11 protein-coding genes are annotated in these 15,752 nt (G+C 67.2%); 7 read left to right on the top strand and 4 right to left on the bottom strand.

What is annotated here, in order from left to right:
* Positions 1 to 556: 556 nt before the first annotated feature.
* Positions 557 to 943 carry a hypothetical protein gene (locus tag ACTOWK_RS22435; RefSeq protein WP_441332300.1) on the bottom strand — a complete coding sequence of 129 codons (387 nt, stop codon included), beginning with the start codon at positions 941 to 943 and terminating at the stop codon, positions 557 to 559.
* Between the two features lie 485 nt (positions 944 to 1,428).
* On the opposite strand from ACTOWK_RS22435, the gene ACTOWK_RS22430 reads away from it, so the two are divergent.
* Positions 1,429 to 3,453: a M2 family metallopeptidase gene (locus ACTOWK_RS22430; RefSeq protein ID WP_441332299.1), complete on the top strand. Its 2,025-nt coding sequence runs from the start codon at positions 1,429 to 1,431 to the stop codon at positions 3,451 to 3,453.
* 75 nt (positions 3,454 to 3,528) lie between these two features.
* Here ACTOWK_RS22430 and ACTOWK_RS22425 read toward each other — a convergent pair whose 3' ends face one another.
* Together ACTOWK_RS22425 and ACTOWK_RS22420 are read right to left on the bottom strand one after the other, a co-directional pair.
* Entirely contained in the window at positions 3,529 to 4,446 is a 918-nt protein-coding gene (locus tag ACTOWK_RS22425) for a hypothetical protein (protein WP_441332298.1), read from the bottom strand.
* A gap of 5 nt (positions 4,447 to 4,451) precedes the next feature.
* The gene (locus ACTOWK_RS22420; protein WP_441332297.1) at positions 4,452 to 6,650 is read right to left on the bottom strand and encodes an AAA family ATPase; all 2,199 of its coding nucleotides are present in this window, start codon (positions 6,648 to 6,650) and stop codon (positions 4,452 to 4,454) included.
* A gap of 310 nt (positions 6,651 to 6,960) precedes the next feature.
* Here ACTOWK_RS22420 and ACTOWK_RS22415 point away from each other — a divergent pair, with 310 nt between their 5' ends.
* On the top strand, positions 6,961 to 8,409 hold the full coding sequence (locus tag ACTOWK_RS22415; RefSeq protein ID WP_441332296.1) for an amidohydrolase family protein: 1,449 nt from the start codon (positions 6,961 to 6,963) through the stop codon (positions 8,407 to 8,409).
* A 147-nt stretch (positions 8,410 to 8,556) separates the two neighbouring features.
* Here ACTOWK_RS22415 and ACTOWK_RS22410 read toward each other — a convergent pair whose 3' ends face one another.
* Positions 8,557 to 9,327: a helix-turn-helix domain-containing protein gene (locus ACTOWK_RS22410; protein WP_441332295.1), complete on the bottom strand. Its 771-nt coding sequence runs from the start codon at positions 9,325 to 9,327 to the stop codon at positions 8,557 to 8,559.
* 97 nt (positions 9,328 to 9,424) lie between these two features.
* On the opposite strand from ACTOWK_RS22410, the gene ACTOWK_RS22405 reads away from it, so the two are divergent.
* From ACTOWK_RS22405 to ACTOWK_RS22385, 5 genes are all read left to right on the top strand, one after another.
* Positions 9,425 to 10,324 carry a DMT family transporter gene (locus ACTOWK_RS22405; RefSeq protein WP_441332294.1) on the top strand — a complete coding sequence of 300 codons (900 nt, stop codon included), beginning with the start codon at positions 9,425 to 9,427 and terminating at the stop codon, positions 10,322 to 10,324.
* 184 nt (positions 10,325 to 10,508) lie between these two features.
* A complete protein-coding gene (locus ACTOWK_RS22400; protein ID WP_441332293.1) occupies positions 10,509 to 11,153 on the top strand; it encodes a peroxiredoxin family protein in 645 nt (214 codons plus the stop codon).
* Between the two features lie 163 nt (positions 11,154 to 11,316).
* Positions 11,317 to 11,538 carry a hypothetical protein gene (locus ACTOWK_RS22395; protein WP_441332292.1) on the top strand — a complete coding sequence of 74 codons (222 nt, stop codon included), beginning with the start codon at positions 11,317 to 11,319 and terminating at the stop codon, positions 11,536 to 11,538.
* A gap of 432 nt (positions 11,539 to 11,970) precedes the next feature.
* On the top strand, positions 11,971 to 15,312 hold the full coding sequence (locus tag ACTOWK_RS22390) for an nSTAND1 domain-containing NTPase (RefSeq protein WP_441332291.1): 3,342 nt from the start codon (positions 11,971 to 11,973) through the stop codon (positions 15,310 to 15,312).
* Positions 15,309 to 15,734: a hypothetical protein gene (locus ACTOWK_RS22385; protein WP_441332290.1), complete on the top strand. Its 426-nt coding sequence runs from the start codon at positions 15,309 to 15,311 to the stop codon at positions 15,732 to 15,734. Before ACTOWK_RS22390 ends, ACTOWK_RS22385 begins: the two co-directional genes overlap by 4 nt.
* Positions 15,735 to 15,752 lie beyond the last annotated feature (18 nt).

Raw genomic sequence — 15,752 nt, 5'->3', positions numbered from 1 at the left:
TCCGTATGCCGGCGGAGGTGTTTCTGGAGAAGCTTTACAGGCGGCCGGTGAACTTCTCTATTGAGGACGTGCTTGCGGTGGGGTGATGCACTTGGATGTTGACTCCGCCTTAGCTTTCTTTTGTTGCTTAGACAAAAGAAAGTAACCCGCCGCTTTAGTGGCGGAAGCTTTTGGCGTTTGATCCTGATCTTCCTTGAGAGAAACGCCGCAAGACCCGACGCAGCGCGGTCGCGGCTTGCGCCGCTCCTACCCTCGCGAAAGCACGCCGCTTCGATGAGCGACATCGGCGCTATCGCTTCTGCGCGTCCCTTGGTCGCGACTTGCGTCGCTCCTACCCCGCGAAAGCACGCCGCTTCGATGGGCGACATCGGCGCTGCCGCGTCTGCTCGTACCTTGGTCGCAACGAGCGGCCACCGACGCCCTCCCTGGCGCCGACGCCATTCAAACCGTGCAGATCGGGCTATCCCCATAACCCTTTCCGTCTTCTTACAGCTTCCCTTCCCCTGACTGCGCCTTCCAGGCGCTTACCCCCACCGAGTGCCTGCCGGCCGCGTTCTCAGAACGCGACCGGCGAAATCTGCGCGGTCCGCGCGGCGTCGACCGCCACGGGTTCGGCTTCGCTGACCGGTGCCGGCAGCGCCGATTCGGCGCGCCGGACGGGACCGGCATCGGCCGGCCCATTCATCATTACGATGCCCACCACCGCCAGCGCCAACAGGGCGGCCATGGCGAGGCGCCTCAGATTGAGGCTGCCGTGGGGCGCCTCGATCGGCGCTTCTTCGCGCGCCCAGCTCAAATCGGCCGTGAACAAGCATTCGCCGCCTTCGCGCCTGCTGCGCAACGAGTTCGTTGCCAGCGGCCGGTACCGCCTGTCGTCGGAAGAGCTCATCGTGTGTTTCATGCCATTCCTGTTGAAGCCAAAACGATTCCCCATGGGATCCACCCATCCCAAGCTTGGCCGATGAACGGCTGCCGCTGGGCGTCACTTTTTCCGTTTTCGTGTCACAAATCAAATCCCTTTTTGTGACATGGGTTGAAAGCTGGCCAGGAAACGCCGTCTCGAAATCTGAACAGAATCGTCACAAATCGGGCCTGCGTTGCATGGCCATAAATGAATACCGAAAATTTAACAATCTAAGCGTTTACACGTAACGAAAAAATAACTTTATCGGAAGCACATTTCGCGATGTCGATCTCGCTGAATCGCCTGAATAGGTCAAAGATCGGACCTGAACAGGCTGCCGCGTAAACGTTTTCAGTCAGCCGAATGTGCCGAATGTGCGCAGAACCTCATTCCAGCCGGCTCCGTCCCCGGCCTCCCGCCGAGCGGTCGCCGCGGCCCGGCGACGGCCGGCTTGCGCCGGACCGACCCGGCCTCTAGCCTTCTGGCTCGCGCGCACAGCGCGGCACTTCCTGGAGAGAGCACACATGAAACATGTTCGCGCCTTGTTGGCGCTCGGCATCGCTGCGGCCGTGATCGGCTTGGCCGGATGCAAGAAGGACCCGACCCCCTCCTCCAGCACCACGGCCCCCGCCGCGCCCGAAGGCGAGACGGCCGACCAGTTCATCGCCCGCGTCAACGACGAATACAAGAAGATGTATCCGGAGATGACCTCGGCACAGTGGTTGTCCTCGACCTATATCAACGACGACAGCCAGTTGCTCTCGGCCAAGGCCAACGAGCGCTACCTGACCCAGCTCAACAGCTGGATCGAACAGTCGAAGAAATTCGAAGGCCAGCAGATGTCGCCCGCCAGCGCGCGCGCGATCCAGTTGCTGAAGATCGGCACCTCGATGCCGGCGCCGAAAGACCCGGCCAAGCTCGCCGAACTGACCCAGATCGCCACGCGCATGGAAGGCATGTACGGCTCGGGCACCTATTGCAGCGGCACCGGCGACACCGATTGCCGCCAGCTCGGCGATCTCGAAGACGTGCTGCGCAACAGCCGCGACTACGACGCTCAGCTCGATGCCTGGAAGGGCTGGCACACCATCTCCAAGCCGATGCGCAAGGACTACACGCGCTTCGTCGAACTGGTCAACGAAGGCGCGCGCAACCTCGGCTATGCCGACACCGGCGAACTGTGGCGCTCGGGCTACGACATGAGCCCGGTCGAGCTCGCCGCCGAGACCGATCGCCTGTGGGGCCAGGTCAAGCCGCTGTACGAACAGTTGCACTGCTACACCCGCTCGCGCCTGGAAGCCAAGTACGGCGCCGACAAGGGCGAGACCACCGGCGGCATGCTGCCGGCGCACCTGCTCGGCAATATGTGGCAGCAGGACTGGGGCAACATGTGGGACGTGCTGGCGCCGTATTCCGAACAACAGGCCGGCAGCCTCGACATCAACGGCGCGCTCGCACGCCAGTACCAGCACAACTTCGATCTGCAGACGGCGAAGAACCCGGGCGACCGCGCCGCCGACGAACAGGCGCAGATCGAAGTCGACGCCAACCTGGCCAACGCCAAGCAGATGACCGAACGCGCGCAGGACTTCTACGTCTCGCTCGGCATGCCCAAGCTGCCCGACAGCTATTGGACCAAGACCCAGTTCATCAAGCCACGCGACCGCGACGTGGTCTGCCACGCCAGCGCCTGGGACATGAACATGGGCGGCGACGTGCGCACGAAGATGTGCATCAAGCCGAACGAAGAAGACTTCACCACGATCTACCACGAGCTCGGCCACGTCTATTACTACCTGGCCTACAACAACCAGCCGCCGCTGTTCCAGACCGGTGCGCACGACGGTTTCCACGAGGCCATCGGCGACACCATCGTGCTGGCGATGACGCCGAAGTATCTGCAGTCGATCGGCCTGGTCGGCAGCCAACAACAGAGCAACGAGGCGCTGATCAACGCGCAGATGCGCATGGCCCTGGCCAAGGTCTCGTTCCTGCCGTTCGGCCTGATGATCGACCGCTGGCGCTGGGGCGTGTTCGACGGCTCGATCAAGCCGGGCGAATACAACAAGGCCTGGTGGGAACTGAAGGCCAAGTACCAGGGCGTGGCCCCGGTCGAGGCGCGCGGCGAAGAGTTCTTCGATGCCGGCGCCAAGTACCACGTGCCGGGCAATACGCCGTACACGCGCTACTTCCTCTCGCACGTGCTGCAGTTCCAGTTCTACAAGTCGCTGTGCGACGCGGCCGGCTTCAAGGGCCCGCTGTACGAGTGCAGCTTCTACGGCAACAAGGCCGCCGGCGCGAAGTTCCAGGCGATGCTGAGCAAGGGCGCCAGCCAGCCGTGGCAACAAACCATGAAGGAGCTGACCGGTGGCGAGAAGATGGACGCCTCGGCGGTGCTCGAATACTTCGCTCCGCTGCAGACCTGGCTGAAGCAGCAGAACGAAGGCCAGAGCTGCGGTTGGCAGGCTTCGGCGGCGGGCGCGCCCGCACCGGCCGCTCCCGCCACCAAGCCGGCAGCGGCGAAGCCCGCCAAGCCGGTTCAAGGGTAAGCGCACGCCGGATCGTCGCGTCCGACAATAAAAGAAGAACCGGCTCCGGCCGGTTTTTCTTTGTCTGCGCGTCCGCTAGGCGCCGACCGCGTCGGCCGGTTCTGCCTTGGCCTCGAGCCATTGGCGATAACGCGCCAGCAGATCGCGCTCGGCGGCAGTAACAAAGGCCCGCGTCATCGCCGTGAACTCTTCGCCCGCATCGGCCATCGCGTGCAGCTGTGCGCGTTTGCGGGCGACCCGGCGCAACGGCCTGGCACGCTGCGCGGGAACGGCGACCGCGGCCTCGGCTAGGGCCTCCTCGATGTCGAACAGCAAGTCGTTCAGACGCTGCAGATGACGGGTCCGCGCCTCGACCAGAGCCTGGCGATTGAGCGCCATGATGCGGATCGTGTGTTCGCCGTAGGCATCGGCGACGGCGCCCTGGAAGCCTGGACTCAGCAGGGACAGATCGTTCCGGGTATGCCAGGCCAGATGCGGCCCCGGGTCGCGCCGGGTCGGGTCGATCAGCAACGGATCTTCGCCATCGCAGTCGTCGTCCGGCTCGAACGCGCGCGCCGCCAGGACCGGAAACGCATCGCCCTTGCCCACGCTCTGGACCTTCTGCGCGGCGAGTTGCCCGGCGGTCATGCCCGCCGCCGCGACGCGATGGCCTTCGATGCGATTGCAGCCGATGCAACTGCGCAGCAGATTGTTCCAATCGGCCGCGAGCCACCAGTAACCACGATGGCCGGGCTCGCCGTCGACGCTCGCCTTGGGACGGTAATGCTCGATGTCGGCCGACGAGGTCGATTCGTGGAAGGACTCGCAGTACGCGCATTTCTTCTTGAACAAGTCGCGCAGGGATTGTTTGACGTCGGGGCGCTTATAAGCCTTGAACCCGTAGGTCTCGGCCTTCGGGTCCAGATAGTGCTTCGTGGCCTTCGCCAGCTCGCGCGCACCCGCCCCATCCTTATCGACGAGGGACGCCGGTGCAGGCACCGACTTGCGATCCACGAACCTCATTCGTCGTCCCCGATCGCGGCGTTCGTCGCGAGCATGGCGACGATCTCCTCGAGCGCGTCCTCGCGCATCGCGGCGCGATCGCTGCCTGCGCGTCGGCGCCGATCGCTCAAATAACGCTGGGTCGCCTCGCCGACGAGTTGCTCGACCGGCGTGTCGCCGAGCGGCAATCCCGCCAGCTGCCCGGCCAGAGCGTCGCGTTCGTGTCGCTCGCCGGCGGCGAGTTCGGGCTTGCCGAGCAGATAGGCGTAGCGATTCAGTGCGGCGTCGGTCTGCGGCCGCGCGGTGCTGGCCAGGCCGAACAAATCCGAGGTCAGCAACTGGTCGCTGCGCAACAGCTCGATGTTCGGCAGATCCTCACGCGGCCGAATACGGTCGTACCGATCGCGGTACAGCACGTGCACCTCGCCATCGCGCATACCGCGCAGGCACAGCGCGTCGTGCGCGGTGACGATGAACTGTACCTTCGGCATCGCCCGTCGCAGCGCCGACATCACCTCGATCTTCCAACGCGGATGCAGGTGCACGTCGATCTCGTCGATCAGGACGATGCCCTGCGCGTACTCCAGGTTGCCCCAGGCCTCGACCATGCGCCGCATGATGTCCACGGCCATCGCGAACAAGGAACGGTAGCCATCGCTCATGCGTTCGATCGGGGTGACCCGGCCGTGGGCGCGCACCATCACATGGCCGCCGGCGATGCGGAAGATATCGTCGTCGTCATGCAACGCGAAGATCTCGCGCATGGCCCGGGCGACGGCATTGAAATCCTGGTCCGTGGCATCGATCAGCCACGGCGACGGGTCTTCCAGCATCGCCAACGGATCGAACAGGCTGCGATTGAACGCGTTGCGGGGGATATCGGCATGCGCCTTGAAGAAACGTCGCGCGCCATAGGCCAGGACCATCGACGGCATCGAATGCGAATACGCCTCGACGCGGCCGAGCGAATCGATCTCCACCCGCCTGCTGTCGCCCGTCGACATCAGCACTTCGACGTAGGGCCGGTCGGTCAGGACGTCCCACGACTCGCGCCCGCGCGGCAGGAAATCGTTGCCCTCGGCCTTGCTGCCGGTGCGCAGGCGATCGTCCATCAAGGCCAGGGCCAGCGCCTGCAGGACCGTGCTCTTGCCGGCCGCGTTCTCGCCGAGCAGCATCACGCCGGAGACACCGTCGGAAGCGTGCGCGCCGGCGAACTCCAACTCCACGTTCTCGATGGCCTTGAAGTTGAAGATACGCACGCGCTCGACGCGCGCCGTGTCGAACCTCGGCTTCAATTCGCGGTATTCGCGCAGCGAGGCCGACGAGGTTTCGGATGCGAACCATGCCGATGCGTTCAGCGTGCCCGCCAAATATTCGGACCCGACCCGGTCCCAGACTTCGTGGTGCCCGGTCAAGCGCGGGATATCGCGCGACGGGCGGAAGCCGACGATCGGCTTGAGCCCGGCCCGCCGGGCGGTCTCCTTGGCCACGGTATCGAGCGCGGAGCGGATCGCGCCGCTATGCCAGAGGTTGTCCAGCTCGTCGATCAATCCGATCGTGATCGATTCGGCCTCCGGATCGATCGCCTGGTGAATCGTGGTCAGCAGATCGAAGATCCACCGGCGGCGCGCCTCCACCAGGCGCGGACGGTTGAGGTTCACTACCTCGATGCTCGCCTCGCCCTTGTCGGTCTTGCCGGCCAACCGACCGTCGGGCAGGAACGCCAGATGGCGCGCGGGGTCGTCGCGGCAGGGATCGATCAGCAACGCGCTCTCGCTCGCCACCGTCTGGCGCCAGGCCGTCATCGGCAAGGCGCGCGGCGTGTCGACCGGGAACTGATTGCGCTTGGCCGAGACGCATTCTTCGCAGGCGTACATCAGGTTGCGCCACTCGAACGCCAGCCAGCCGTAGTGGTCGGGGCTTTCCTCGCGCGTACGCGGATCGGCCGCGGCCAGGATCGGACGGAACGGGTCGATGCGGCTTTCGTGCAACTGCAGGCCGGATTCGCAGTACGCGCATTTGCTCTTGAACTGCGCGTCCAGGGCGGCGAACACGTCCTCGCCCAGGAACAACGGCTCGTAGCGCTCGAACGGCGCGCGCTGGCGTTGGCGTTCTTCGACGGGCCGGCTGTAGAACGCCGTGATTTCGCGGGCCCAGTCCAGCAACTCCGGCCGGCGCAACGACGGCGGCGTCGCCAGTCTTTTCACTTTCCTCATGCAGCCCCTCCGCAGGGCATTGGCGGCCGCAGGCGGCCTGGGCATCGGCGGCCGCAGGCGGCACGGTCACTGGCGGCCGCAGGCGGCCCGAGCATGGGCGGCCGCAAGCGGCCTGGCTTCCGTGGCGGCGCCGGGCGGCGGATCGCGGTCATTATGGACATGGCCGGGTCTGGCGGAATGGCATTCGGTCTGAGATCGCGAAGCCGAAGCGATGTCGCCCTCGGGCACAATGCCGACGACGCCGGCGTTCGCGCTTGCGCCGCTCGCCGTCCTGGTCGCCGTTGCGGCGACCGCGCTTCCGGAGCTCCGCATGACCCCGTCGATCCGTCTGTCCGCTGCCGTGTTGTTCGCCCTGTCGTCTTCCGCTTCCGCCGCCGAACGCGTCGACCTGCTGATCCGGCATGCCAACGTGATCGACGTCGTCGACGGCAAGACCCGCGCCGACCAGGCCATCGCCGTGCGCGGCGAGCGCATCGTCGCCATCGTCGACGACGCCAAAGCCAAGCGCTATGAAGCCGGGCAGAGCGTCGAGGCCGAGGGCAAATACGCGATCCCGGCGTTGTGGGACATGCACGTCCATTTCGGCGGCGGCGACAAGCTGATCGAAGAGAACAAGAACCTGCTGCCGCTGTACGTCGCCCATGGCATCGCCGCGGTGCGCGACGCCGCCGGCGACCTCAGCCCGAGCGTGTTCGAGTGGCGCGACGCGATCGCCGCCGGCCGCCTCGACGGCCCGACCATCTTCACCTCGGGCCCGAAACTGGAGGGCTACAAGTCGATCTGGCCCGGCGACATCGAAGTCGGCAACGCCGCGGAGATCGCCAAGGCGCTCGACCGGCTGCAAGGCTGGAAGGTCGATTTCGTCAAGATCACCGACAACACCTTGTCGCCCGATTTATTCCTCGATGCGTTGAAGCAGGCCCATGCGCGTGGTCTGCGCGCCTCGGCGCACGTTCCGTTCAACCTGACCATCGATGCGGTCAGCGCGGCCGGGCTCAGTTCGATCGAACACATCGACTACGCCTACAAGGCCGGCTCGCCGCAGGAGGCCGAGATCGGCGCGATGGTCGCGCGCGGCGAGATCGACAGCCGCGAAGGCTGGAACCGGATCCAGGCCAGCTTCGACGAAGACACCGCGCGCGCCGCCTATCGCCGCCTGGCGAAGCGCGGCACCGCGGTCACCCCGACCCTCAACGGCAGCTTCGTCACCACCTACCTGGACCGCGACGACCACCGCGGCGATGCCTATCTGCGCTACATCGGCCCGGGCCTGCAGGCGACCTATGCCTGGCGCGTCGAACGCGCGGCCAAGGACGATGCCGCGGCGATCGAGCGCCGCCACCAACGTTACGAACGCAGCGCCGCGATCCTGCCCCTGCTGCAGTCCTCGGGGGTCTCGATTCTCGCCGGCACCGACGCGGGCTTCCTCAATTCCTTCAACTACCCGGGCATCGGCCTGCACGACGAGTTGCAGCGCTTCGTCGACAATGGCCTGACCCCGCTGCAGGCGCTGCAGGCGGCGACCATCAACGGCGCCCGCTTCCTGGGCCAGGAACGCTTGCACGGCCGTCTCGCCGCCGGCAAAGCGGCCGACATCGTCCTGCTCGATGCCGACCCGCTGCGCGACATCGCCGCCACGCGGCGCATCGATACCTTCGTGCTGCGCGGCAAGGTCCACGATCGCAAGGCGCTGGACGCGATGCTGGAAGAGGTGCGCACGAAGGTGGCGGCGCAGAGCGCCGCGAAAGCCGCGCCGTAGCCTTTGCAGGATTGAGGTGCAGCGGATGAGGTCCACCGGATTTCCCTCGGTCGCAAGCCTCGATCGGGAATCGGTGCCTACGCCGTTGTTGCGAGGTCGCGGTCGCGGCTCGCGCCGCTCCTGCCCTCGAAGCCCGCGGCTCGTCCCTCAACGCCGGAACTTCTGCGGCGTGGTGCCGCTGAACTGCTGGAACATGGCGATGAAGGCCGAGGCGCTGGCATAGCCCATCGCCACCGCCACCTGCTGCACGCTACGGCCTTGTTCCAGCAGCGGGATCGACTGCTGGAAACGCAGGCGTTGGCGCCATTGGCTGAAGGACATGCCGAGTTCGTCGCGGCAACGCCGGCTCAGGGTGCGCTCGGTGGTATGCACGCGCTGCGCCCACTGCTCCAGGGTGGTGTTGTCGCCGGGGTGATGTTGCAAGGCGTCCAGGATCGGCCCCAGCAAACGGTCTTCGCTCTGCGGCACGAACCGCGACAGCATCGGCGTGGCCAATAGTTTGTCGATCAAGACCCGCGCCAAACGCCGGTCGGCCGGAGTGTCGGGCACTTCGATGCCACGGTCGAACAAGTCCTCGACCCCGGCGATGAACAAAGGGTGCAGGCGCACGATGCCCGGCGCCTTCGGCAGCATCGGCGTGTAGCGCTCGGCGATGTTGATCAGCCGGCACTGCACCTCGCGCCGGTTGTGCGAGCTGTGGTCCATCTTCGGCGGGATCCACACCGCGTAGCCGGGCGGCGCGAAGAACGGCTGCTCCTCGATCAGGAAGGCCATGCTGCCGGACTCGACGAAGGCCAACTGGCCCCAGGGATGCTGATGCAAGGCGCTTTCGGTGTCGACCGCCAGCGCCTCGTAGCGCAGCAGCAGCGGCCCCGGCAGCGAGCGGTAGGGGTAATGGAAACGGCGGCTGCTGCGCATCTTGTCCGGGCCTCGCTACGACCTGTCTGGTTATCGACATCTGTCGATTACCAGACATTCTAGAATGAGCTGCCCCACGTTGTACGGAACCGCCGCAATGCATTTGTTACTGCCGATCCTGGCCACGCTGATCTGGGCCGGCAACACGATCGTCAGCAAGCTGTCCGCCGATGCCATCGAACCGGCGGCGATCTCGTTCTACCGCTGGCTGGTCGCCCTGCTCGTGCTCACACCCTTCATGCTGCCGCGCGTGTGGAAGCTGCGCGCGCAGGTGCGGCCGCACTGGCGCAAGCTGATCGTGCTGGCCGCACTCGGCATGGTCATGTACCAGTCGCTGGCCTACTTCGCCGCGCACAGCGTCAGCGCCATGTCGATGGGCCTGATCGTCGCCGCGATCCCGCCGATGACGATGGTGATCGGCATGCTCGTGCTGAAGACCCGGCCGTCGCCGGGCATGTTGATCGGCGCGGCGATCTCCTTCGCCGGCCTGAGCTGGCTGCTCAGCGGCGGGCACCCGGCGCGATTGCTGCAGCAAGGCCTCGGCCGCGGCGAGCTGATGATGCTGCTGGCGGCGTCTTCGTATGCGCTGTACGGCGTGCTGGTGAAGCGCTGGGCGCTGCCGATCCCGAACGGCGAATCGCTGTACCTGCAGGTCCTGTGCGGCTGCGTGTTGTTGCTGCCGGGCTTCCTGCTGGCGCCGTCGGTGGCGCTGACCGCGCAGAACCTGCCGTTGGTGCTGTACGCCGGCCTGCTCGCCTCGACCGTAGCGCCGTGGTTCTGGATGCACGGCCTGCTGCGCCTGGGCGCCGACAAGACCTCGGTGCTGATGAATCTGACCCCGGTGTTCACCGCGGTGTTCGCGGTGGCCTTCCTCGGCGAACCGCTGCAGGCCTATCACTGGATCGGCGGCGTGCTGACCCTGCTCGGCGTCGCCGTGGCCCAGGCCTTGCGTCAGCGCCCGCTGGCGCCGCTGCGCGCGCAGGAGTGCGCGAGCTGACCGAACGCTCGCATCCTCAGGGTAGCAGCGGCGCGAGCGGCGACCGCTTGCAGGCAGGCTCGTCCCGTCCCGAAGCAGGTCGCGGCTTGCGCCGCTCCTGCTCTTGAAACAGCTGCGTCATACGCGCATCGCCATTGTGAGCCTCGTCAAGTTCGGCGTTGACACTCGCTGTTAGGGTCGTGACATGTCGTCGCCACCCGACATCGAAACATCGGCCTCGCGGTCCGGTCAGCGCGTGCTCTGGGCCGCGCTGCTCGTCGCCACCGCGCTCGTCGTCGCGCTCGGCTCGCAAGTCGGGCGCTTGCGCAACGATCAGCAATGGCTGGTCGATCGCGTCACCCAACCCTATGTCGGCATGTACGTGCCGCGCGTCGCCCTGCAGTCGCTGGACGGACGCAGCCGCGAGCTCGGCCAGCCGCTCGGCGACAGCCAGGTGGTGTTCTTCTTCACCACCACCTGCCCGCATTGCCGCGCCTCGCTGCCGCAGCTGAAACTCGCGGCCTCGCAATTGCGCGACGCCTCCGGCGGCGGCGCAGAGCTGATCGGCGTGGCCTTCGCCTCGCCCGAACAGACCCGCCGCTACGCCCGCGAGCACGGACTCGACTTTCCCTTGATCGCCCACGACGACCGCCGCACCTCGGCGCTGTTCCGCGCGCGCAAGGTGCCGTCGCTGCTGGTGATCGGCCGCGACGGGCGGGTCCGTTACCAGCACGTCGGCGCGATCAACAGCAAACAGACTCTGCAGGAACTGCTGCATGCGGTGCGGCCGGCGCCGCCGGCGCGTGCCGCCGTGCAGGCCGCGGTCGCCTCTGCGGCGGTGCCGCGATGAACCATGCGGCGTCGAGGGATTCGACGCTGCCGCGGGTGCCCTGGCATCCGCCCACGACGCAGCGTTGGCCGCGTCTCTCGGCCGGACCGGCATCGTGCCGGGCTCCGGCGTATCCGCCGCGGTCTTGGGAGAGGGCGCGGCGAACATCGACAGGAGCTCAGTAATGAACAAGCGCAATCGTGGTGTCCGTGTCGTCCTCGCCGCCCTGTTGTTCTCCGCGGCGATGGGCTTCGGCGCCTTCCAGGTGATCGCCGGCAATGGCGCCGCACCGGCCCAATCGGAATCGTGCAATTCGTTCGCGTGTCGCAGCGAATGCCCGGAATTCGGCGGCGAACTCGGCCCCGGCGGCCCGGGTCGTCCGCTGGTCTGCTATTGCTGCGGCTGATCCCCCTCGGCCGCAAGCGTCTGCCGGCCGCGGGGGGTGGCCCCCGGCCGGCTTTTTTTATTCTCCACTCGCGGCAAAACCCAACCGGCAACGGTCGCGACGACCGGTCTGCCCTCACCCTGCCGCCGAACGCGCGCGCACGTTACGTAAAACCGCTTAGGTCCCGGCCAGCTCGACCTCCGATGCTGCGAACCCGGCACTGCGTCACCGAAATGAGTGATCCGGTGTACACGGATGTGTGACACTTTGTCGGCTTGCGCAAGGATTCACCTCCCTGCCCGACGTCGCGATGGGGCGCGACGACGCGGCGGCCTTTCGCCTGTTACGCCGGCTCGCTGCAGCGGTCGTTACGGATGACGGGGCACGCATGAAGCCTTCATGCGCTTCTGGCCCCGGACATCGACCGACCCAATCTCACGAGCGTGCCCTGCGATGCATCAACGCATCGACCGGATCAAGAACCTGGCCGCCGTATCGCAGTTCCGCATCGGCGCGCTGCTGGTACAGCCCGATCGTCTGGCGATCGTCCGCGATGGCGTCACCACCGCGCTCGAGCCGCGCATGATGGAAGTGCTGGTGGCGCTGGCCGAGCGCGCCGGCGAAGTCATCAGCGCCGAGCAACTGCTGATCGAGATCTGGCGCGGCACCTTCTATGGCGACAACCCGGTCCACAAGACCATCGCCCAGTTGCGACGCCGGCTCGGCGACCGCAGCCGCGAACCCGACTACATCGAAACCATCCGCAAGCGCGGCTATCGCCTGGCCGCGCGGGTCAGCTTCCCCGACGACTACCGCAGCGGCCTGCCGCGCGCGGCGGCGTGGACCGAGGGCAGCCCCTACGTGGGCCTGCGTTCGTTCGACCACGCCCACGCCGGCGTGTTCTTCGGCCGCGGCCGCGCCACCGCCGAGTTGCTGGCGACCTTGCGCGAACAACTCGACAGCCAGCGCCGCTTCGTCCTGGTCTCCGGCGCCAGCGGTTGCGGCAAGACTTCGCTGCTGCGCGCCGGGGTCATGCCCTTGTTGCAGCAGGACGGCGGCTTCGACGGTCTGCACGCGCTCAGCAGCGTCTATTTCGACCTCGGCGCCTGCCGCGGCGGCGACCTGCTCGCACGCTTGGCGCAGGCCTTGTGCGGCTGGTCGCTGCTGGCCCGGCCGGTGTTCCTGGAAACCGAAATCGAAGCGCTGGAGCAGCAATTGCGCGCCGCGCCGGAACAGCTCCACGCGCGTATCGAAGACGCCTTCCTGCGCCTGACCGGGCACCGCGCCGAACGCGCCCATCTGTTGCTGGTGATCGACCACAGCGAGGCGGTCGTCGCCGAACCCGCCATCGACGCCCGCGACCGCAGCGATTTCGGCGCGGCGATGGCGGCGCTGTGCGGCTGCCGGCACGTCGCCGCGATCGCGATCACCCGCAGCGATTTTTATCCGCGCCTGATCGAAGCGGTGCCCGGCCTGGCCGAACTCAAGGCCGGCGATGGCCACATCGACCTGCTGACCCCGCGCCTGGGCGAGATCGGCCAGATCATCCGCGCCCCGGCCGCGCTGGCCGGCCTGAGCTTCGAGGAAGACCCGGAAAGCTCGATCCGGCTCGACGACGTGCTGCGCGACGCCGCCGCCCAGCACCCGGATTCGTTGCCGCTGCTGCAACACACGCTGCAGGCCTTGTACGAACGCCAGGACGAAGGCGGCGTGCTGAGCCTGCGCACCTACCGCGAACTCGGCGGGCTGGAGGGCGCCCTGGCGCATCGCGCCGAACAGGTCTTCGCCGCCTTGCCGGCGCCCGCACAGGCCAGTCTGGAACGGGTGCTCGCGGCCTTGATCGTGATCCGCCCCGACAGCGACGCGATCACCGCGCGGCGGGTGCTGTGGTCGGCGCTCGACGACGCCGCGGCACGCGAACTGGCCGAGGCTTTCGTGCGCGCGCGGCTGTTCGTCGGCGAACTCAGCGGCGGCGAACCCGGCTTCGGCGTCGCCCACGAAGCGCTGTTGCGGCAATGGCCGCGCGCGCGCGAATGGGCCGGCGACAATCGCCAATTGCTGCAGGCACGCGAGCGCCTGCAACGCGCGGCGCGGCGCTGGGCCGGCGAAGGCCGCCGCTCCGATCATCTGCTCAATCCAGGCCGGCCGCTGGCCGAAGCGCGCGAAGCCGCGCGCCGCCTGCCGGCCGACCTGGCCGCGGCCGACCTCGAATTCCTGCGCGCCAGCGAACGCCAGCAACGACGCAAGCAGTGGCTGCGGGTCGGCGCGATCGGCGCGCTGGCCGCATTGACCCTGGTCTCGGTCGGCCTGGGCCTGCAGGCGCTGCAGGCGCGACGCGAGGCCGAACAACGCCGCGACCAGGCCCAGCAACTGGTCGGCTTCATGCTCGGCGACCTCGCCGAACAACTGCGCCCGATCGGCAACCTGCAACTGCTCGACAGCGTCGGCAGCCAGGCCCTGACCTATCTGGAGCGCATGCCGGAAGCCGACATGCAGCCGCGCGAACTGGTCAACCATGCGCGCGCCCTGCGTACGGTCGGCGAAGTGCTGATGAACCAGGCCCGTTTCGTGGAAGCGCAGGCGGCGTTCGCGCGGGCCGCCGAAGCGGTGGCGCGGGCGCGCCGCGAGACGCCCGATTCGCTGGAGGCCCTGGCCGAATCCGGCACCGTCGCTTACTGGCAGGGCTATTACGAATTCCGCCAGAAACGCATGGACACGGCGCATGCGCATTGGCTCGACTATCTGCGCTCGTCCGAGCGACTGGTCGCGCGCGCGCCGGCCGATCCGCGCTGGCAGCTTGAACTGTCGTATGCGCTGAACAATCTCGGCACTCTCGCCAACAGCCGCCAGCGCACCGACGAAGCCGCCGGGCTGTTCGCGCGTTCGGTCGCGATCAAGCGCGAACTGCTCGCGCGCAAGCCCGACGACAAGTCGCTGCGTTACGAACTGGTCGACAGCCTGTCCTGGCTCAGCACCGCGCAGGAGTCGCGCGGCGAGCTGGATGCCGCCGCGTCCGGCTATGCCCTGCAAACCGGGATGCTGCGCGAACTGGTCGCCAACGAGCCCGATGCCAACGCCTGGCGACGCAAGCTCGCGACCGCGCTGCTGCGCAGCTCGATCCTGTCGCTCGACCGCGGCCGTCTCGACGAGGCCGCGCGCGACGCCGAGGAAACCCTGTCGCTGTTGCGGCTATTGGTCGAACAACAACCCGACAACCGCACCTGGCGGCGCGACCTCGCCCACGCCTATGCCCATGCCGGCTGGGTCGCCGCGTTGCGCGAGGTGCGTCCCCAGGCGATGCAGCAGTTGCGCGAGGCGCAGACCACCTTGGCGCCCCTGCTCGCCCAAGCGCAATCGTTGCCCGAATGGCGGCGGCTCGATGCGGTCGTGCGCTTGCGCCTGGCCCAGGTCGAGAGCGCTGCCGCAACCACACCGTGGCCGGCGCAGATCGACCGGGCCGTGGCCGATCTGGAAGCCCTGCACTCGGGTACCAGCGACGCCGCGAGTCTGTCGACCCTGGCGCGTGCCCTGGTCTCGCGCGGCGAGCGCCTGGCCGCGGCCGGCCAACGCGAACGCGCCGTGGCCGACTGGCAGCGCGTGCGCGGATTGCTCGCCGCGAGCGCGCCGGCGTCGCGCGACCGGGTCCTGCTCGACAGTTGGGTCCGCACCCAGGTTCACCTCGGCGCCCGCGCCGAGGTCGCGCATCAGATCGAATGGCTGCGCGGCCGCGGCTATCGCCATCCCGACTTCATCGCCTTCTACGCTGCACCCACCCCTCAGGAAATCCTGCAATGACTCAGAAAGCCAACAAGAGCAAGACCAAGCCGGCCACCCTGGACATCGAGCTGACCGTCGCTCATGTCGTATTCGGCGGCAATGCCGGGCAAGGCAAGTACTTCTACAGCTTCTCGCCGGACGTGGTCACGGTCGGCAAGGACCAGAGCCCGGTCAAGATCACCTACCGTCTCGAGAAGGAAGTGTCCAAGCACCTCAAGATCGAGGGCGTACTGAACTCCGACGCCAAGGACCAGATCTACGACGTCAAGGTCGCCGCCGACGGACGCAGCGCCAGCATGATGAACCGCAACGACACCCAGACCCTGATCTTCTTCTCGGTGCTGGTGCGCGACCACAAGCGCGGCAACCTGGTCGCCTGCGACCCGCAGGTCGGCAACGATCCGGAAATCACCCCGCAGGGCAGCAAGCGCAAGCGCTGATCCAATCAGATTCGACCC

The sequence above is a fragment of the Lysobacter sp. CA196 genome (genome assembly GCF_052078695.1).
GTDB lineage: Bacteria > Pseudomonadota > Gammaproteobacteria > Xanthomonadales > Xanthomonadaceae > Lysobacter.
Note: the sequence above shows the minus strand (reverse complement) of the source record. Positions and strands in the feature narration are given on the sequence as shown.